The 20,518-nt window shown below is 71.5% G+C and carries 13 protein-coding genes; 1 reads left to right on the forward strand and 12 read right to left on the reverse strand.

Annotated features, from left to right (window positions below; all coding sequences use genetic code 11):
- The first annotated feature begins 51 nt into the window (after nucleotides 1-51).
- A complete protein-coding gene (locus tag ACWD3E_RS26305; RefSeq protein WP_451390019.1) occupies nucleotides 52-6,378 on the forward strand; it encodes an SDR family NAD(P)-dependent oxidoreductase in 6,327 nt (2,108 codons plus the stop codon).
- Between the two features lie 101 nt (nucleotides 6,379-6,479).
- Here the strand turns inward: ACWD3E_RS26305 and ACWD3E_RS26310 are convergent, their stop codons facing one another.
- The 12 genes from ACWD3E_RS26310 to ACWD3E_RS26365 all read right to left on the reverse strand — a co-directional run bounded on the left by ACWD3E_RS26310 (nucleotide 6,480) and on the right by ACWD3E_RS26365 (nucleotide 20,270).
- On the reverse strand, nucleotides 6,480-7,478 hold the full coding sequence (locus ACWD3E_RS26310) for an L-tyrosine/L-tryptophan isonitrile synthase family protein (RefSeq protein ID WP_451390020.1): 999 nt from the start codon (nucleotides 7,476-7,478) through the stop codon (nucleotides 6,480-6,482).
- A gap of 150 nt (nucleotides 7,479-7,628) precedes the next feature.
- Nucleotides 7,629-8,891 (reverse strand): cytochrome P450 family protein, encoded by a 1,263-nt coding sequence (locus tag ACWD3E_RS26315; RefSeq protein WP_451390021.1) that lies wholly within the window; start codon nucleotides 8,889-8,891, stop codon nucleotides 7,629-7,631.
- A gap of 11 nt (nucleotides 8,892-8,902) precedes the next feature.
- Nucleotides 8,903-10,729, reverse strand: coding sequence for an asparagine synthase (glutamine-hydrolyzing) (asnB, locus tag ACWD3E_RS26320; protein WP_451390022.1), 1,827 nt, complete (start codon nucleotides 10,727-10,729; stop codon nucleotides 8,903-8,905).
- Nucleotides 10,730-10,745: 16 nt separating this feature from the next.
- Entirely contained in the window at nucleotides 10,746-12,161 is a 1,416-nt protein-coding gene (locus ACWD3E_RS26325) for an MFS transporter (RefSeq protein WP_451390023.1), read from the reverse strand.
- A gap of 276 nt (nucleotides 12,162-12,437) precedes the next feature.
- Entirely contained in the window at nucleotides 12,438-13,256 is an 819-nt protein-coding gene (locus ACWD3E_RS26330; protein WP_451390024.1) for an ABC transporter ATP-binding protein, read from the reverse strand.
- A complete protein-coding gene (locus ACWD3E_RS26335) occupies nucleotides 13,253-14,326 on the reverse strand; it encodes a FecCD family ABC transporter permease (RefSeq protein ID WP_451390025.1) in 1,074 nt (357 codons plus the stop codon). Before ACWD3E_RS26335 ends, ACWD3E_RS26330 begins: the two co-directional genes overlap by 4 nt.
- A gap of 2 nt (nucleotides 14,327-14,328) precedes the next feature.
- Entirely contained in the window at nucleotides 14,329-15,408 is a 1,080-nt protein-coding gene (locus ACWD3E_RS26340) for an ABC transporter substrate-binding protein (RefSeq protein ID WP_451390026.1), read from the reverse strand.
- A 183-nt stretch (nucleotides 15,409-15,591) separates the two neighbouring features.
- Complete coding sequence (locus tag ACWD3E_RS26345; protein ID WP_451390027.1) at nucleotides 15,592-16,206, reverse strand: sigma-70 family RNA polymerase sigma factor; 615 nt, start codon at nucleotides 16,204-16,206, stop codon at nucleotides 15,592-15,594.
- Nucleotides 16,207-16,385: 179 nt separating this feature from the next.
- Nucleotides 16,386-17,054, reverse strand: a complete 669-nt coding sequence (locus ACWD3E_RS26350) for a hypothetical protein (RefSeq protein WP_451390028.1) — start codon at nucleotides 17,052-17,054, stop codon at nucleotides 16,386-16,388.
- 170 nt (nucleotides 17,055-17,224) lie between these two features.
- Nucleotides 17,225-17,707, reverse strand: coding sequence for a copper chaperone PCu(A)C (locus tag ACWD3E_RS26355; protein WP_451390029.1), 483 nt, complete (start codon nucleotides 17,705-17,707; stop codon nucleotides 17,225-17,227).
- 35 nt (nucleotides 17,708-17,742) lie between these two features.
- Entirely contained in the window at nucleotides 17,743-20,025 is a 2,283-nt protein-coding gene (locus ACWD3E_RS26360; RefSeq protein ID WP_451390030.1) for a heavy metal translocating P-type ATPase, read from the reverse strand.
- Complete coding sequence (locus ACWD3E_RS26365) at nucleotides 20,025-20,270, reverse strand: hypothetical protein (RefSeq protein WP_451390031.1); 246 nt, start codon at nucleotides 20,268-20,270, stop codon at nucleotides 20,025-20,027. The genes ACWD3E_RS26360 and ACWD3E_RS26365 overlap by 1 nt, the downstream gene beginning before the upstream one ends.
- Nucleotides 20,271-20,518: the final 248 nt, after the last annotated feature.

A 20,518-nucleotide genomic window follows, 5' to 3' on the forward strand; every position in this document is an offset into this window, starting at 1 on the left:
TTCCGGGCGCAGCCCGCGCTCCTCCCATCTCCCACCGACAAGGAGACTTCCGTGACCAACGACAAGCGCGGCCCTCGGTCGGCGAACGTGCCCATCGCCGTCATCGGCATGGGATGCCGCCTCCCCGGAGACACCGACTCCCCGGCCGCACTATGGCGCCTGCTGGTGGAGGGGCGCGAAGCAGTCGGCGCTCCACCGCCCGGCCGGGATGTGGCCGGTGCTGGGCTCGGGGCGCCCACCGACGCGCGCCCCGCCCTGCACCGGGGCGGCTATCTGAAGGACGTCTCGCGGTTCGACGCGGACTTCTTCGGAGTCGCGGGTCGTGAGGCCGACGTTCTGGACCCCCAACACCGGCTCCTGCTGGAGGTCGTCTGGGAGGCCCTGGAACACGCCGGGCTGCCCCCCGACCGACTCACCGGTTCTGCGACCGGCGTGTTCACGGGGCTGAGTTACAACGATTACATGGACCAACTGGCCGGACAGCCGCAGGAACTCGAAGGCTCCATCCTGACGAACGGCCACTGCGTCGCCGCCGGCCGAGTCTCCTACCTCCTCGGCCTGCACGGCCCCAGTATCGCTCTCGACACCGCGTGCTCCTCCTCGCTGGTCGCCTTCCACCTGGCCTGCGAGGCTCTGCACCGCGAGGAGTGCGACCTGGCCCTCGCCGCCGGCGTCACTCTCATGCTTGCTCCCCGCATCACCCGGTCCTTCGCCCGGATGGGCATGCTCTCCCCGACCGGCCACTGTCACACCTTCGACGCCGCGGCGGACGGATTCGTCCGCGGTGAGGGCTGCGGCGTCGTCGTCCTCAAGCGCCTGTCCGAGGCCCGCAGGGACGGCGACCGCATCCTTGCCGTCGTCCGCGGGTCCGCGGTGAACCAGGACGGCCGTTCCGACGGCCTCGCCGCCCCTTCCGCCGATGCACAGCAGGCCCTCTACCGCGCCGCGCTCCACCGGGCCGGTGTCGACCCGGCCCGGATCTCACTGATCGAAGCTCACGGCACGGGCACCCCCGTGGGCGACCCCGTGGAGTTCGCGAGTCTCGCCGCCGTGTACGGCAATGGTCTCTCACCGTGCGCACTCGGCTCGGTCAAGACCAACCTCGGCCACCTGGAGCCGGCCGCCGGAATCACCGGGCTGATCAAGACCGTCCTGTGTCTGCAGCACGGCATGATCCCTCCGAACCTGCATTTCACCCGCTGGAACCCGGCCATCGCCGCGGACGCCACCCGTCTGTTCGTCCCATTCGAAAGCACGCCGTGGCCCGCCAAGGAACCGGTCAGGTTGGCCGCTGTGTCCTCGTTCGGCTTCTCCGGCACCAACGCCCACGTGATCCTGCAGGAGCCTCCGCGGCCCGCCCGCTGGGCCGGCCTGCCCGCCCGCCGTCGCCCCGGGCCGGTACCGCCCGAGGTGATCCTGGTCGGGGCCGGATCCCACCGGGCTCTGCCGGACGCTGCCCGCAGACTGGCCGACTGGCTGGACACGGACGGCGCGAACGTCCCGCTTCGAGACGTCGCCCACACCCTGGCGCTGCGACGCAGGCCCGGCCGGGGACGCCTCGCGGTCGTCGCCCGCTCCCGCACCGAGACCACCGACACGCTCCGGCTGTTCGTCAACGGCCTGCCGACTCCGGCCCTCGTGTCCGGCACGGCCGATGTCACCGCCCCCCGCCGTCCTGTGTGGGTGTTCTCCGGCCAAGGCTCCCAGTGGGCCGGCATGGGCCGCCAACTCCTGGCCCAGGACGAGGCGTTCCGGAAGGCTCTGGCCGAGGCAGACGCCCTGATTCGCAAGGAGGCGGGCTTCTCCGTGTTGGACCTGATCCGGGCCGGCGAGTCGGTCACCGGATGCCCACGGGTCCAACCGGCCCTGTTCGCGCTGCAGATCTCCCTGGCCGCAACCTGGCAGGCACACGGCGTCCGACCCGCCGCCGTGATCGGCCACTCCATGGGAGAGGCCGCGGCCGCGGTCGTGGCCGGAGCCCTCACCCTCGCCGACGGCGTCCGCGTCATCTGCCGTCGCTCGGCGCTGCTGGAGCGGATCGCCGGCACGGGCGCCATGGCCACCGTCGGTCTGGGCCGGGCCGCGGTGGAAGCCGCACTCGTCGACGAAGGCGCCGACGGCGTGTCCGTGGCCGTCCTGGCGGCGCCCGATGCCACCGTCGTCTCCGGCGACGCCGACCAGATCACCCGTCTGGTCAGCCGGTGGGACGAGCGCGGAATCGCCGCCGTACCCATCGCGGTGGACGTCGCATCGCACAGCCCTCACGTCGACCCTCTGCTGTCCGATCTGCACCAGACACTCTCCGGCCTCGTTCCCCGCCCGCCTGACATCCCCTTCTACTCCACCGTGACAGAGGACCCGCGGCAGAACCTCCTCCTCGACGCCGCGTACTGGTGCGACAACCTCCGACGGCCCGTTCGCTTCCACCCCGCCGTAGCCGCGGCCGCCCAAGACCGGCACCAGGTCTACATCGAGATCTCGCCCCATCCCGTGGTCACCCAGTCCCTCACGGACAGCCTGGCCCAGTTGGTTCCCAACGCCGTCGTTCTGCCCACTCTGCGTCGCGCGCAGGATGAAGTCGCCACCTTCCGGACCCAGCTCGCCGCCTTCCACTGCAACGGCGGCACCGTCGACTGGACTCCCATGTACGGCAACGGCGTCCTGGCCGACGCGCCCACCACCACCTTCGATCGCATGCGCCACTGGGCTGCGGGCCCGGCGCCACAGGTCGACGGCGGGGCCCTGCCCGGCCGACACACCGAGGTCCCCGGTGACCCGGTCCGGCACAGCTGGCACGCCACCGCTCCTGCCCAGCACCTGCCCTGGCTCGACGACCACCGCGTCCACGGCGCCCCTGTCGTACCGGGCGCCGGCTTCTGCGCGGTGTTCCACACCGCGGCCCTCACCGCACTGACCGGTGCCGCCCCCGGCCTCGACCTCATCGACATCGCCTTCCACGACCTGCTGCCCCTGAACAATGACACCGAACTGAGCACCACCGTCACTCTCACCGACGGCGGTCAGGCAACCTGCGAGATCCACTCCCGTACCCCGGACGGCTCCTGGCAACTGCACGCCTCAGCCATCGCCCGCCGGGCACTCGCGTCCCGCGACACCCGTGCCGCCTCCGTCCCCGCACTGCACGGCAAACATCCCATCCCCCTTGATCCCGGCAGGCTCTACGCCAGGCTGCGCGCCTGTGGACTGGAACACGGCCCCGCCTTCACCGGCATCACCGCACTGCGGACCACCAAGGGGCAGGAGAGTTTCTGGGCCCGCATCCAACTACCGCGCACGGCCCTCACCCCTGCCCCCGCCCTGAGCGTCCACCCCGTCCTCCTCGATCTGTGTCTCCAACTGCTCGTCGCGGGAGCGGGCCGAGAGACTGCACCCGCACCGATCCTCCCGGTCGGGGTCGGTGCCCTCCGCCTCCTCGGAGACCCTGCTCGGGCCGTGTACGCCCACGCGTTGATCACCGAGAACAGCGATGCGACACTCGCCGGCAATGTCCGCGTCCTGGATGCCCACGGCCGTCCGGTCGTCGCCCTCGACGACGTGCGTTTTCTGCGGGGCGCACCTGCCGGAGAGACCCCCGTCGACCAGTGGTTCATGGAACTCGGCTGGCACCCCGTCCCCCGGCCCGGCGCCGACCCGAATCCGCCCGGAAACTGGCTCGTCCTCGGCGAGGGGGACGGCCGGGCCGAACGCCTGGCCGGGCTCCTGCGCTCCGTCGGCGCCCGCGTCGAGGCGCGGGAGATTCCTCTGGACTCGCAGGCACTCGCCTCGCTGGCCGAGACCTTCGGCCGGCACCTGGCTGCCGCAAGCGACCCATGGCGCGCAGTCGTCCTGCTGTGCGGCGCACCCTCAGCTGACACCACTGACCCCACTCAGGGCGCGCAACAGCGCGCACGGCGGCTGCTCGCTCTGGCTCAGGCGGCCGACGAGCACCGCGGAACATGGCGTCTGTACGCGGCCACCCACCACGCGTACGCCGTTACGGCGGAGGAATCCGGCCACCCCGCGCACAGCACCGTGCGCGGCGTGGCACGCGTCCTGGCGGTCGAGCGGCCCCGTATGCACCCCACCCTCGTCGACACCGACCCCGACGAGCACGGGCTGCGCACACTGGCCGCCGAACTCCTCGCCGGCGCGCCCGAAGACGAGGTGGCACTGCGCGGTGACACCCGGTACGTCGCGCGCATCGACCGGGCTCCCGTCACACCCGCCGAAGGCACGGCCCGAACCACCCGAACCGTCCACTTCGAAGACGACGGGTTCCGCCTGCACGTCGGGCGGCTCGGAGATCTCGACAGCCTCGAACCGGCCGCGACCGGCCGTCGCCGGCCCGGCAAGGGCGAGGTGGAGGTACGCGTCCATGCGGCGGGCGTCAACTTCCGTGATGTCCTGACCGCCCTGGGGATGCTCGGCTCCGAGCCCGCCACCCCCTACCGCATCGGTTTCGAGTGCGCGGGCGTGGTCAGCGCCGTGGGACCTGGCGTGGACCACCTCCGTCAAGGGGACACCGTGCTCGCCGTTCAGCTGGAGGGCGGCGCCTTCGCCCCCTTCGTCACCGTCCCTTGCGCCGCCGTCGCTCCCGTACCGCAAGGCTTGGCGCCTGCGACGGCGGCAGGACTGCCCACGGCCTACCTCACCGCGTGGTATGCCCTGCAGCACGTCGCACGGCTCGCACCCGGTGAACGCGTGCTGATCCACTCCGCAACCGGAGGCACCGGCCGGGCTGCGATCGCCGTCGCCCGTCTCCTGGGCGCAGACGTGCTGGCGACGGCCGGCTCGGAGGAGAAACGGCATCAGCTGCGCGGGATGGGAATCCGCTGCGTCATGGACTCCCGCACCTTGGACTTCGCCGAACAGACTCGTCGGGCCACCGACGGACAAGGGGTCGACGTCGTCCTCAACTCCCTTGCCGGACCCGCCGTCCGCGCCGGACTCGAAAGCCTGCGCCCGTTCGGCCGCTTCGTGGAACTGGGCGTACGCGACATCATGGCCGACGCTCCCCTCAAGCTCGGCCCGCTGCGCCACAACATCACCTTCAGCACAGTCGATCTCATCGAACTGCAGCAACGCCGACCGAAGTTGTTGGCCTCGGTGCTGCGCGAGGTGATGGACCACATCGCCGCGGGGAGGCTCAAACCGCTGTTGTGCACCGAGTACCCCCTGGACCGCGCGGCCGCCGCCTTTCGGCTGATGGCTCGTGCCCGACACACCGGCAAGGTCGTGCTGACCGTTCCCGACCGGGGAGAGACCACCGCCGTGGTGCCCGAGGGCCCGCCCGTCGTGCGCAACGACGGCGCCTACATCATCACCGGGGGGCTGGGAGGACTGGGCCTGGCCACCGCCTGCTGGCTGGCCGAGCAGGGAGCGGGCCGCATCGTCCTCAACGGGCGCCGTCCCCCGTCGCTGGACACCGCTCGCACCGTCAACGACCTGGCCACCGACACCACGGTCATTCTGGGCGACATCTCGCAGCGCGACACCTCGGAACGGCTGGTCGAGGCTGCCACCAAGGGTGGTGTACGGCTGCGCGGCGTGGTGCACTGCGCCATGGTTCTCGACGACGCCGCGTTGACCACCATCCGCGACAACCAGCTCAAGCGCGTATGGGCGCCCAAGGTCACCGGTGCATGGAACCTCCACGGGGCCACGGCCGACCGGTCACTGGACTGGTTCGTCGTCTACTCCTCGATGAGTTCCCTGCTGGGCAACGCTGGACAGGGCACGTACGCAGCAGCCAACGCCTGGCTCGACGCCTTCGCCACCTGGCGCACACGCAACGGCTTGCCCACACTGGCCGTCGGCTGGGGCCCGTGGGGAGAAACAGGGCAGGCCGTCGACTTCGCCGAGCGCGGTTACGAGACGATTCCCACTCGAAAGGGCTTGGAAGCGCTCCACTGCCTCCTCGCCCACCAAAGGGTCCGGACCGCAGTGATCCCCGGACCTCCCCAGACCTGGATCCCCCGTGCAGCCGCGGATTCCAGCTTGTTCACCCTCCTCGCCCCGGACAGTGTCCACACGGAGCAGAAGCAGACCGGAACCGGAAGCTCGGACATCCGCGCCCGCATCGAGGCGCTGCCTGCCGGCATCGCCCGCCAGACCGCCCTGGAGAGCTACCTGGCAGACCACATCCGGGCCATCCTGCGCACCAGCAGCGCCACACTCGACCCGAACACCCCGTTGAAGTCCCTGGGTTTCGACTCGCTCCTTGCCACCGAGCTGCGGATCCGCCTCGACGCCGACCTCGCTGTCCGCCTCGCGAGCAACTTCGTCTGGCAGCATCCGACGGTCGCCTCCCTCGCCACGGCCCTGGCCGCTCACATGGGCCTCGCCCTGCAGGAGAACGCTTCGTCCTCCGAGACCTAGTCATCGCACCGGACGGATCCCGCCCTGCAGTTGTGTCCCGCTCCCGTCGGCAGCGGGACACGGCCGTGTGCGAGCCGTCCGTCCGCTTCCGTTCGCGCTCATCACGAGCAGCCCTTACCGGCGACTGACGCCCCGGTCGTGCAGCCGACCCGAGACAGACTCGCCATCCCGTTCTGGTCGAAGTGACTGGCCCTGCCGTCCTGCTGTACCAGTCGTCCCTGTTGGGCAGCCCTCGCACGGGGGATGAGGGTCCAGGTGCCGTCGGCGCGGTGCAGGGCGGCGGAGTGCCAGGGGGTGGTCCAGGCATCCGGGGCGTCGAGGAGGCGGATGCCGAATTTCGGGGCGCTGATGGGCTGCGGGTGGATGGACAGGCGTACGGCGCGAGGGTGGTGTTCGGCGATCAGGGTGCCCCAGGCGCGGCTGCGTTGGACAACGCCGTAGGCGCGTTGGCGGCACGCGCGTTGGAGGGCGGAGCGGCTGCCGGTCCAGTCGGCGGCGTCCTCGACGAGGAAGCGGGTGATGCCCCGGTAGAGAGCGAGGGCCTGATCGTCGGCGCGGATCTCGGCCCGGAGGGCCTCCAAGGTGGGGGCGTAGCGCTCGTGGACAAGAGTGCGTTTCGTGTCGTGGGGGAGATCACCGAGGGCGTCGCGCAGGTCGAAGACGGACAGTCTGTACAGGCCCATCCGGCCTATCTGTGTTCGTAGGTCGTCGGCGTAGGCGTCGATGTGGTCGTCGGGGACACCTATGAGGTCGCCGAAGACGTGGCCGTCCGAGCAGATGATCAGACGGGCGCCGGGCGGGTAGATCCGCTCGATCTCGGTGCACAGGGTGTTCAGGAAGGTCAGAGAGAGGCGTTCGCCCTGGTCGGGGAGGTGACCGAGGACCTTGGCCGGGTTGGGGGACTTGCAGGGGAAGCCGGGCAGGGTGAAGACGACGGGCGAGCCGTCGCGTACGAAGGCGGAGATGCGCCGCAGTTGGTGCGGGAACGCCTCGGCTGTCGCGGGGGTCCGGTCGCTGGTGCGGTGGTGGGGCAGCAGCAGGTTCAGGATCTGGGTGCCGATGCGGGCGGGGAGGGTGTCCGGCGCGGTCGTCAGGGGCATGTCGTTCCTCCTGGAGTACGAGGGTGTGCGAGGGCACGTCGACATGGCGCCGTGGCGGGAGTCGATGCCAGGCGCCTGGGGTCAGGGGGTGTGGGTCAGCCGGCGCCGGGTCGGCTGGTGTGGCCTGACCCGGTCAGCGGTACGTCGGTGTCAGAGGCGGCGGTCGTAGCCGACGGGGAGGTGGTTGGTGCCGCGGCCGAGGACGGCCGGGATCCACTTGATGTCCTCGTCTTTGATGGCCGGATGGAGGCCGGGCAGGCGGGCGAGGAGTGCGCCGAGGGCGATCTGGAGTTCGGCGCGGGCGAGGGCGGCGCCTGGGCAGAAGTGGACGCCGTGGCCGAAGGCGAGGTGGGGGTTGGGCGAGCGGTCGAAGTCCAGGGTGTCCGGGTCGGGGAAGCGGCGCGGGTCCCGGTTGGCCGCGCAGAGGGAGACGATCACGGAGTCGCCGGCCGGGACCTCGGTGCCGTGCAGGTCGCTGTCCTTGTCGAAGAAGCGCCAAGTGGTGAGCTCGAAGGCGCTGTCGTAGCGGAGGAGTTCCTCGACGGCGCGGGGCAGCAGGTCCGGGTTGTCGCGTAGCCGGGCGAGCTGGTCCGGCTTGCGGAACAGGGCGATCAGGGCCGTGGTGATCTGGTTGGTGACCGGCTCCTGGCCCGCGACGAGGAGCTGGAAGATCATCGAGTCCAGCTCCTCCTGCGACAGTTCGCGGCGGTCGCGGGCCAAGACGAGGCGGCTGAGCAGGTCGTCGTCCCAGTGTTCACGCTTGTGGGCCACCACATCGCCGATGTAGCTCTGCAGGCCGTGCAGGCGGGCCTCGTAGAGGGGGCGTCCGGGGTCGGTGGGGCCGACCGGCTGGACGACCTTGCCCCAGTCGCGGTCGAAGCGGGCCGCGAGTTCCTTCGGGAGGCCGATGACTTCGGCGAGGACCTGGAAAGGGAAGTGGGCGGCGAATCCGGTGACGAGGTCCGCGGGGCCGTGCTCCGGCAGTGCGTCGACGAGGGCGTCGGCCAGTTCCTGGAAGCGGGGGCGGAGCTGCTCGATGCGGCGCGGGGTGAAGGCGTCCGTCACGAAGCGGCGCATCCGGGTGTGCTTGGGCGGGTCCTGGTGAAGGAGGTGCACCTGGAGCTGGGAGTGCTGTGGCTCGGGCATGATCGAGGCTCGGGCTCGCCAGCGGTCGTTGCCACGGTCGTGGTTCTTGCCGAGGCGGTCGTCGTTCAGCGCGGCGTGGGCGGCGTCGTAGCCGGTGACGAGCCAGGCTTGGACGCCGCTGGGGAAGAGGACCCGGTGGACGGGGCCGGCCTCGCGCATCTGCTCATACAGGGGGTAGGGGTTGCTCTTGTAGGGGCAGCCCGTCAGCGGCACGGGGTCGGGCAAGGTGTCCGGATCTGGCACTGGATGCTGTTCCTGGAGGGTCATGGGGAGGCTCCTCAGAGGGCGAGTTCGGGCTGGTGGTGGTCCAGCCACAGGGCGAGGTCGACGACGCGTTCGAGGCGCAGGCGGTGGCCCCACTCCAGTCGGTCGGGCGGGGTGTCGAGGCAGGGCTTGATGCGGGTCTCGTCAGCCAGGGCACGGACCTGTTCGGTGGCGAGCGCGTCGCGGGCCAGGTCCTGCAGGCCGCGGTTGTAGTCGGGGTGGTGGGTGGCCGGGTAGTGGTTCTTGGGGCGGTGCAGCACCGACTCCGGAGCCAGGCCGGCGCCCATCGCGCGCAGCAGGCTCTTCTCCCGTCCGTCGAAGCTCTTCAGCGCCCAGGAGGTGGTGAAGGCATACTCGACGAGCCGGTGGTCGCAGTACGGGACGCGGACCTCCAGGCCCTGCGCCATGCTGAGGCGGTCCTTGCGGTGCAGGAGCTGGCGCAGCCAGCGGGTCAGGGACAGGTGCTGCATCTCGCGTTGGCGGTGTTCGGCGGGACTCTCTGCGTCCGTGTGCGGTACGGCGGCGAGGGCGGCGCGGTAGGTGTCGTCGCGGAACTCGGCGATGCGAAGGTCGAGTTCCGGGTTCAGGGGCATGGCGGCCTCGTCGCCCGTCACCAGCAGCCACGGGAAGGTCTGCGCTGCCAGAGCCTTCGGGTTGTGGAACCAGGGGTAGCCGCCGAAGACCTCGTCGGCCGCCTCGCCGGAGAGGGCGACGGTGGAGTGCCGGCGGATCTCGCCGAACAGCAGGTACAGCGACGTATCCATGTCGCCGACACCGATGGGTGAGTCGCGGGCCACGATGACGGCCTTGCGGTGCTCCGGGTCGAGCAGGGCGCGCGGGTCGAGGACGACAGTGCTGTGGTCGGTGCCGATGAAGGCGCCGGCCTCGATGGCGTAGGGCGTGTCGTGGCCGGTGCGCAGGACGTCGCCTGTGAACTGTTCCGCCTGGTCGCTGTAGTCGACGGCGTAGGAGCGGATGCGGGCGTCCGGACCTTCGCGCAGGCGGAGTTCGTCGGCGAGCAGGGCGGTCAGGACGGTGGAGTCGATGCCACCGGAGAGCAGGCTGCACAGCGGGACGTCCGCTTCGAGCCGGCTGCGGGCCGCGGCAGCGACCATGACGCGGATCCGCTCGATGGCCGTGTCCTGGTCGTCGGTGTGCTCGGCGGCCTCCAGCTGCCAGTAGCGGCGTTCACGGATGCCGCCCCCGTCCAGGACGAGCACGCCGCCCGGCTCGACCTCCCTGACACCGGACCACACGGTCGGGCCGGTGTTGAACAGCAGGCTGTACGCCTCCCGCAGCCCGTCCGCGTCCACCCGGGGCCGTATCTCTGGATGGGCGAACAGGGCCTTGGGCTCGGAGGCGAAGGCGAGGCCGCCGTCGACAGTGGCCCAGAACAGGGGCTTCACCCCGAGCCGGTCGCGGACCAGGAGCAGGCTCTGAGCGCGTTCGTCCCAGACGGCGAAGGCGAACATGCCCTCCAGGTGCTCGGCCACCGCCTCGCCCCACTCGGCGTACGCCCGCAGCACCACCTCGGTGTCACTGCGCGTGCGGAACGCATGGCCTCGGGCGCGCAGTTCGGTGCGCAATTCGTGGTGGTTGTAGACCTCGCCGCTGTAGCTGAGCACGATGGCCGGCTCGTCGGGCCGGTCGGTCATCGGCTGTACGCCGCCATCCAGGTCGATGACGGCCAGGCGTCGGTGGCCGATCGCGGCCCGCTCGCCGAGCCAGACGCCTCCGGCGTCGGGGCCCCGCGGGGTGAGGGTGGCGGTCATGGCCTCGATGATCGGGGCCTGGGGACGGGCGTCGCTGTGGAAGGACGCCCAGCCGGCGATTCCGCACATGGGAACGACTCCTCGGTCAGGGGTGGTGGGCGGCGGGAGCCGCGTCGGTGGACATCTCTTGCACGAGCGCCGGCCTGCGTCCTTGCAGTGCGAGCAGGGGTACGGCGATACAGGCGGCGACTGCCGCCAGGGTCAGCCCGGCCGTCACGCCGTCATCGCCTCCGGCCAGACCCCAGGCGGCGGTGGCCAGGGCCGGGCCGAGGGTGAAGCCGAGGCTGCGGGCCAGCTGTACGGAGGAGCCCACGGTCGCCGTGCGGTCCGCCGGGGCGGCACCCATGACGAGGGCCTGGGTCGGGCCGCCGTTCAGGCCCATGCCGAGGCCGGCCAGCGCCAGCCGCCAGGCCATGTCCACCGGCGACCAGTCACCCGCCAGTGGAACGAGGAGGAGCAGACCGGCGGCGGTGAGGGCGGCGCCGATGACCGCCACTGTCCGAGCCCCGCACCGGTCGGCGAGGCGGCCACCGACCGGCCCGGCCAGCCCCATGCCGAGCGGGAAGGCGAGCACGGTCAGACCGGTCGTGGTGGCGCTGACGCCGTCGTCGCGCTGGAGGTGCAGGGCGACGACGTAGTGCATCGCCGCGAACCCGGCCGCCAGCGCCAGCACCGCCGTATGCGCCCGGAACAGCCGCATCGCCCGCAGTGTGCCGACGACCGGGCGGCCGCCCGGTCCCCGCAGCCACCACCACAACGGCGGTACGGCGGCAAGCGCGAGCACCAGCCACCCCGGGCTTCCCGACGCCAGGGTCAGCGCCAGCAGCAGGGCGGCCACCCCGGAACCCACCAGCAGCACATCCGCCGCCGACCGCCGGTCGGGCAGGCGCAGGCCGCCGTCCTTCGGCATCGCCCTCCACGCCACGGCCAGGGCGAGAAGGCAGAAAGGGATCTTGACCAGGAAGACGGCGCGCCAGCCCAGGTGGTCCAGCAGCAGTCCGCCCACCACCGGACCGGTCACCGCGCCCAGCGGGCCCAGCGTCGCCGGCACGCTCATGGCCCGCCCGCGCAGTTCCGGCCGTACCGAACGCAGGGCGAGAACCGGCATCAGCACGAAGAGCACGGCCCCGAACGCGCCCTGCGCGAGGCGGGCGGCGATCAGCCAGGACGCCCAGGGTGCGGCGGCCGCCAGTGCGCTGCACAGACCGAAGCCCGCGGTCGCGACCAGCAGGGCGGAGCGCATGCCGACCCCGTCCAGCCACCGGCCGACAGGCAACAGCAAGGCCACTACGGGCAGTTGATAAGCCAGGACCGCCCACTGGGCGGTCGCGGCGGAGACGTGCAGACCGTCGGCGATGTCCGCCAGAGCCACGTTGACGATGTTCATGTCGAGCATCGCCACGAACGACAACAGGCCGGCCACCGCAACGAGCAGCCAGCGGTCCTCGCCGCCGACGGGTATGTGGCCGGGCTGTTCCGAACCGGGACTGTGGCCTGTCACCGTTGCCGCCCCTCACGGTCGTGGGTGGGCTGCCGGACGGCAGCCTCGTCCCACAAGTCGGGAGGGATCGCACACGAGTTCCCGGGCGCGTCCAAAAATCATGACGGGCAGGCTGAAACTGCCCGCGCCGATCAGTCGGGGCGGCCGCCGCGTGCCGGCTTGCCCGACACGGCCGACTCCACCAGCACATCGCCGATTCGATCCCCGCCCGACCCGGCAGACGGCCGAGCGGGCAGGGCGCGACCGTCGTCCTGCCCGAGCCGTTCATCAGCCCGTTCATCCCCGGCTGGGCGTCTCCAGCGGCACGGCTGTCGGTGCCTCGTCCGCCGGCGTCCGGTGGTCGAAGGCGATGAGCGGGTCACCGGTCAGGGGATGCTCGACAACCGCCGCTCGCACTCCGAACACCTCCGCCATCAGCGCGGGCGTGAGGACTTCCCGCGGCGGGCCGGAGGCGACGACCGCTCCGTCGTGCAGGACGTGGAGGCGGTCACAGACGGAGGCCGCGGCATTCAGGTCATGCAACGACACCAGGGTCGTACGGCGCTGGGCACGCAGGAGGGCGAGCAGATCGACCTGGTGGCGGATGTCGAGGTGGTTGGTCGGTTCGTCCAGCACCAGGACGTCCGGGTTCTGCGCGAACGCCCTTGCCAGCAGGACACGTTGGCGCTCACCGCCGGACAGGGCCGTGAAGCGGCGTCCGGCCTGTTCCGCCATGCCGACGTCGGTGAGCGCCTGCGCGACGATGCCCCGGTCGGCGGCATCCTCCCCCGCGAAGGCCCGCTTGTAGGGCGTACGGCCCATCGCGACGACCTCGCGCACGGTCAGCTCGAAGTCGCTCCCGCGCTCCTGCGGCAGGGCCGCCACGTGCCGCGCCGACTGGAGCGGGGTCATCTCCCGCAGGTCCGTGCCGGCCAGCAGGATCCGCCCGGCGGTGGGCTTCAGGTGCCGGTAGACGGTACGCAGCAGCGTGGACTTGCCGCTGCCGTTCGGGCCGACCAACCCGGTGATCTCGCCCTCGGCGGCGACGAGATGGGCGCCCGCGACCACTGTCCGGCCGGCGTAGGCGACGTGCAGGTCCTCGATCTCGATCCTCAACTGCCGCTCCCCAGACGCCGGTCCAGCAGATACAACAGGGCCGGAGCCCCGAGCAGAGAGGTGACCACGCCGACCGGCAGCTCCTGCGTGTCCATCGCCGTACGGCACACGATGTCGACCACGACCAGCAGCAGCGCGCCGAACAACGCGGAGACCGGCAGCAGGCGTCGGTGGTCACCCCCCACTACCAGGCGACAGACATGCGGCACCATCAACGCGACGAACGCGATCGCGCCGGAGACCGCCACCAGGACACCGGTCAGCACACTGGTGACGGTGAACAGCTCGCGGCGCAGCCGGGTGACGTCGATGCCGAGTCCGGCGGCCGTCTCGTCGCCCATCAGCAGGGCGTTCAGGCCCCGGGCGCGTGCCTGGAGCCACAGCAGCGCGGCGGGTACGGCGACGGCGGGTACGGCGAGCAGTTCCCACGTCGCTCCGCTGAGGCTGCCCATGAGCCAGAACAGGACGCTGTGGGTCTGCTGCTCGTCGCCGGACTGGAGCACCAGGTAGCTGGTGAACCCGGAGAGGAACTGGCCGATCGCGACCCCGGCCAGCACGAGCCGCAGAGGCGCGAACCCACCACCGCGCCGGGCCACCGCCCACACCAGCGCGAACGTCGCCAGCGCGCCGACAAAAGCCGCCCCGGACAGGCCCAAGCCCAGCGCCCCGCCGGCGCCGAGGCCGAGGACGATCGCGGCGACCGCGCCGAGGGAGGCGCCGTTGGAGATGCCCAGCAGGTAGGGGTCGGCCAGCGGGTTGCGCACCAGCGCCTGGACGGCCGTACCGACGAGACCGAGGCCGGCGCCGACGAGGGCGGCGAGCAAGGCACGAGGAAATCGGAGCTGCCAGACGATGAGGTCGTCCGTGCCGGGGCGCGGAGCCTCGCCGGACAGCCGCCGCCACACCACGCTCCACACCTCGCCGGGCGGGATCGACGTCGAGCCCCAGGCCACGGCGGCCGTCAGCGCGGCCAGCAGTGCCACGGCCAGAACCGCCGCCGGCGGACCGGCGGGCAGGCTGCCGCGCTCCTCCGCAGCCGCGGCCTTCCGGCGCACGAGTGTGAAGGCCACGATCAGGCGACCTTGCCGGGGTAGAGGGTCTTGGCGATGGTCTCGACCGTTTCGGCGTTCTCGACTCCCGCGATGGTGGTCTGTTCGGAGCCGATGCGCAGGAGGTGGCCCTCCTTGACCGCTTTCAGGCCCTTGGTGGCGGGGTTTGACCTCAGCCACTGTTCGGCCTCGTCGAACGCCTTCTTGTTCGCTGCCTCGCCGCCTCGGCCGCGGACGCCGAGCTGGATCCAGTCGGGATTCCTGGCGATGACGTCCTCCCAGCCGACCTGCTTGTAGTCGCCGTCGCAGTCGGCGAAGACGTTGCGGGCTCCGGCCAGGGTGATCACGGCGTTGGCGATCTGGCGATTGCAGGTGACGGAGGGCTGCTTCGTACCGGCGTCGTAGTCGAAGAAGAAGTACGTCGGCCGGTTGCTCTCCGCCGTACCGCCGACCGCCTTGTGGACCGCGCCGATCTTCTCCTTCATTCCGGCGACGAGTTTCTGCGCCTGCGCGCTCGTGCCGGTGACCGCGCCGAGGGAGGTGATGTCGGCCTCGACAGCGGACAGATCGGTCACTGGGCTCTTGCTCTGGGCAGCACAGGCGGTGGACTTCAGGTAGATGTGCTTGGTCCCGGCCGCCTTGAACTCGTCCGCCGTCGGTGCGTCCCCCATGCCTCCGCCGCCCATGCTTCCCATGGAGGCGAAGGTGTCGATGTAGAGGTCGGCTCCGGAGCCGAGCAGCTTCTCCTTCGGGATGACGGACCGGCTGAGCACCTTGACCTTCTGCGCCTGTGCGTCGAGGGCGCCGGGCAGCGTGCCCTTGCCGGGCGGGAAACCGGTGCCGATCACCTGGTCGCCGGCACCGAGGCGCAGCAGCAGCTCCAGGCTGGAGGCGTTGCTGGTGACGATTCTCTTCGGGGCGCTGGAGAAGGTGGTCTTGGCGCCCATGCAGTCGGTGACGGACACCGGGTAGCCACCGGAAACCGTCTCCCCGGCCTGCCCCGCGTTCCCGTCCGCCGTGTCCTTCCCCCCGCCGCCGCAGCCCGCCAGCAGCAAGCCGCTCAGTACGACGGCCGCGGTACCGCCCCACACACGAGAACGCATCGAACAACTCCCGGATCCACTCGGTACACGGGCGAGCCTTCGCCACCCGGTCCAGTAGTCGGAGCGAAGGTGCCCTGAGTTCCCGGGCAGTTGCCGAACCGGCTCAGGTGAACCGCTCCCGGTACTCCGGCGGCGAGGGTGCCGGTGCCGTTCTTCCAGTCGGCACCGACACCCTCTTGGCGCTCAAGTCGCCGGCGCGGCGGTCTCGTCAGCTTCGTCCAGCAGGTCCATCAGGGTCGCGCGGGCTCGGGCCACGCGGGAGCGGACCGTGCCGATCGGGCAGTCGCTCATCTCGGCGGTCTCCGCATACGACAGGCCGAGCAGCTGCGTGAGGATGAACGCCTCCCGACGGTCATCGGGCAGCGAGGCCAGCAGATCCAGCAGGGCGATGCCGTCATCGAATCCGGGCACGTCGCACGGCTGGGCCAGCTCGACGGCCAGCTGCCAGTCGGGTACGTCGGTCAGGCGCGGCCGGGCCGCGGCGTACCGGTAGCTGTCGATCACCGCGCGGCGGGCGATGGACAGCAGCCACGCGCGCGCCGAGGAACGCCCCTCGAAGCGGTGCAGACTGCCGAGGGCCCGCAGGAACGTGTCCTGGGCCAGATCGTCCACAGCCTGGGGGTCGCCGCACAGGCGGGCGACATAGCGCTGGACGTCCCGGTGCAGGGCGCCCACGAACTGCTCGACCGCGTGCGCATCACCGCCTCGGGCGGCCAGCGCCCACGCGGTGATCGATTCGTCGGGCGCTGCCGGTATGTAGCTCTTGGCGCGCGAGGTGGGCAGGGCAGAGGTAATCACCTGGTGTCCTTCTCGGGTCAACCGTGATCCGGACCAGGGCGTGCCAAAGCGGGTGGTCCGGTGAAAGTGGGAGAGCCGGCCCTACGGCGTCGCTGTGGCGCTACAGCGCCTGTGCGGTCGTACGGCCGTGGCCCGAGGCGCACACGGGCAGCCGGGCAGCCTCGGGAAACCAGCTGTCTTCAGACGACAGCCGTCCCCACCGGCGGACCCCGAGAGGTGATCGCGTGGACGAGAAGGAGGAGACGCGGCGTCCGGTCCGAGCGGCGGCGCCGCATGTGGACGCGCGGGCGTTCGGGGGTACCGGGCAGGGCGAGCAGCAGCCGCAGTGGCGCCGCCAGCCATCCGGCCATCGCCCGCAGAATCCGGAAGGTGGCCTTCTCGCCGTAAGCCAGCCACAGGCCGCACAGCACCGCGGCGAGCAGGTGGGCGGCGAGCATGCCGAACGACGACCAACCGCCGTCCATGGAGTGCCCGATGCGATCCATGGGGCTCATGCCCGTGTGGTCCATATGCATGGCGCCCATGTCCATGGAGCTGTCCATGGAGCCCATGCCGCTCATGTCCATGGAGGCGGAGCCGCCGGACGAGCCGGATGCCGACTGGGCGTAGGAGAACGCCTCGTGCAGCACCGTCTGGGCGGCGACCACGACCGTCACGATCAACGGCAACCCGCGCTCACGCCCCGCCAGACACCAGCCCACGGCACCGGTCACGGCCCCGCCGGCGGCCAGCGCCCACGCGGGCACGTCGTTGCCGGACATCAGGACGTGGCCCAGGGCAGCGAGCAGCACGCACATGGCCGCGAACACCGCGGCCCGTATCGCGCGAGCACACCACCCTGCTGTCATCGCGCCCCATCCTCGCATCCGGGCTTCGGTCGTCAGGCGTGGGTACGGACATCCACGGGGGACCGCACTCGATCCCCAGGGTGTGATCCAGCCCACGACAACCGGCTGGAACTCGACGGCACTCTGCCCCGACGTTCGGAAGAGGATTCCTCCGCCCAGAGGGCAGGCGATCACGGACCGCTGTCGCTCGGGCGGATCACGACCGCGATCGTCTGGACCGGTGCGCTGCGCTCGAAGTGCAGCGTGAACGGTACGAGGTCGCCCGCCCGCCAGCCGGCCCCGGCCCGCAGCGTCACGTCCACACCGCGCGGCGACATGGACAGCACGCCGCCCGCAGGAACGCCGGCCGAGGTCACGTCCGACTTGTCGGCGGCCCGGCCGTCCAGCATGCGGTGCCCGCTGAGGGTGATCCGGCCGTACGTGGCGGTGGACGTCACGTTCACCAGCCGGTCGTCCGCGCCACCGACGTTGGCGATGTCGAAGAGCGCCGCGGTGTCCGTGCTGTCCCCGTACGGGAGAAGGACCCGCCCGTTCGAGACGGTGATCCGAGCCGGGCTGCCCGCCTTCCCGGCCCCGGCCCAGGTCGTCAGCCCTCCCAGGGCGAGGCTGCACGCGGCCACGGGCCCGAGCGCGGCGAGGAGGGAGTCGGTCAACCGACGGCGAGTGGGTCGCCAGAGATTCTGCTCGGTCATCGGGTACGCCTCCGGGCGGGAGCGGGCGAGGGCTGCCAGGCGCGCAGCCGCAGGCTGCTGCCCACGACCAGCAGCGAACTCACCGACATCGCCGCCGCTGCGAGCATCGGATTGAGCAGGCCGACCATGGCGAGCGGCACGGTCACGACGTTGTAGCCGAAGGCCCAGACGAGGTTGGCCCGGATCGTGCCCAGCGTGCGCCGGGCGAGCCGGACGGCGTCCGCCAACGCCTCGATGTCCCCGCGTACCAACGTCACGTCGGCGGCCCCGATGGCCACGTCCGTGCCGCTGCCCATGGCGATGCCCAGGTCGGCGCCGGCCAGGGCTGCGGCGTCGTTCACGCCGTCGCCGATGACCGCGACGCGGTAGCCCTGCTCCTGCAGGTCCCGTACGAGGTCGGCCTTGGCCTCGGGAGTGCAGCGGGCATGCACCTCGTCGATGCCCAGGGCTGCGGCCACGGCCTGCGCGGGTGCCTCACGGTCACCGGTGGCGAGCACCGGCCGCACGCCCAGGCGCCGGAGCCGGTCCACAGCACGGTAGCTGCCGGGCCGTACGACGTCCCCGACCTCGATCAGGGCTTCGGCGGCACCGTCCACCCGGACCAGGACGGCGGTGTGGGCGGCGGCCTCGGCCACCGGTAGCGCGTCTGCCAGGGCGGTGGGCAACTCGCCGTCCGGGGCGAGGACTTCCACCAGCCGGCCCTCGACCCGGCCGCGCACGCCCCGCCCCGGCACCGCGGCGAACTCACTCAGTCCCGGCAGCGGCCCCTCGGGGAGTTCCCGCCGGGCGTACGCGGCGATCGCGCGGCCCAGGGGATGCTCCGAGCCCTGCTCGACGGCACCTGCCAACCGCAGCAGACCCTCCGTGCCCAGTCCGTCGGGTACGGCCGTGACCCGGGTGACGGTCATACGGCCGGAGGTCAGCGTGCCGGTCTTGTCCAACACGACCGTGTCGATGTGCTGGAGCCCCTCCAGCGCCTCAGGTCCGCTGACCAGGACGCCCAGTTGGGCACCGCGGCCGGTCGCGGCCATCAGCGCGGTCGGCGTGGCCAGGCCGAGCGCGCACGGGCAGGCCACGACGAGCACGGCCACGCACGCGGTGACGGCGGCCTGCGGTTCGGCCCCGGCACCGAGCCAGAAGCCGAGACAGGTGACGGCCAGCGCGAGCACGACAGGGACGAACACCCCGGCCACCGTGTCGGCCAGCCGCTGCGCCCGTGCCTTGCCGGCCTGGGCCTCGGTCACCAGCCGGGTGATCCGGGCGAGCTGGGTGTCGGCACCGACGGCCGTGGCCTTCACCAGGAGCAGCCCGCCGGCGTTGACGGCGCCGCCGACCACCGCCGAACCCGGCCCGACCTCGACGGGCTCGCTCTCCCCGGTGACCAGGGACAGATCCACGGCCGAACTGCCCTCCACCACCTGCCCGTCGGTGGCCACCCGCTCCCCCGGCCGCACGACGAAGATCTGTCCCGCTCTCAACCGCTCGATGGCGATGAGGAGTTCCGCGCCGCCTTCTCGGACCGTCACCTCTTTGGCGGCGAGTTGGGCCAGTGACCTGAGCGCCGCCCCGGTCCCGCGCCGGGCCCGCGCCTCCAGGAACCGCCCCGCCAGGACGAACAGCGGTACACCGACGGCCGCTTCGAGATAGACGTGCGCCGCGCCGTCCGAAGCCGAGGGCACCAGGGTGAACGGCATCCGCATGCCGGGCTCCCCGGCACCACCGAAGAAGAGCGCGTAGGTGGACCAGGAGAAGGACGCCCCCACACCCAGCGACACCAGGGTGTCCATGGTCGCCGCCGAGTGCCGAAGCCCACGCGCCGCACGCACGTGGAAGGGCAACGCGCCCCAGACAGCGACCGGTGCGGCCAGCGCGAAGCACAGCCACTGCCAGTTACGGAACTGCAGCGCGGGCACCATCGACAGCACGAGCACGGGCACCGCGAGCAGCGCGGTGATCAGCAGCCGACCCCGCTCCTGGCGAGCTTCCTCGGACTCGCCCGCGTCCTTGCCCTCGCGCGTCTCGGGCGGCTCGGGCGGTCCGGGCGGTTCGGGCAGGGCAGCCGTGTAGCCGGCCTTCTCGACGGCGGCGACGAGTTCCTCGGGGATGATCCGCGGCGGGTGGCTCACCCGCGCCCGTCCGGTGGCCAGATTGACGGTCGCCGTGACCCCGTCCAGCTTGCCGAGCTTCTTCTCGACGCGCCTCACACAGGCCGCGCAGGTCATGCCACCGATGGTCAGGTCGGTCGTCACCAGGTCGACGGTCACCGGTTCCCCGCCCATCAGTGGCCACCCCCGTGCATGTCCCCCATGTCATCCGTGCCGCCGCCCCCGCCGGAATCGCCGTCACCCCGGCTCGTGCCGGTGCCGTGCATGCCGGGCGCGACAGGTCCCGCAGCGGCACCGACGGCGTACGACACCGCGAACATCAGCGCCAGCAGGAGAAGGAATCCGCACAGGGCGGGCGGAGGCACCAGCTTCCGCGACACCGCACCCGCGCCGGAGGAGGATTGCCGGGGCTCGTCCATCAACCGCGTCTCCAGATCACGTCGTACGGCGTCGGTCGGATCGCGCCGTACTGCATCAGGAGTCGGAGCCGCCGTGGGTCGAGTTCCGGAGCAATGTTGTGGTTCGCGTCACGTGAGGGACCGTGAGGGACAACTGTGCCGGGGTTCGCAGCGACGAAACGCTGCCCTGCCGACGGCTACCGTCGGCAGGGCAGCCCGCGGCAGCGAGAAGTCCGGCAGCGGTCAGGGCCGTGACGGCGCCGGCGCGG

Source organism: Streptomyces sp. NPDC002676 (assembly GCF_053592455.1).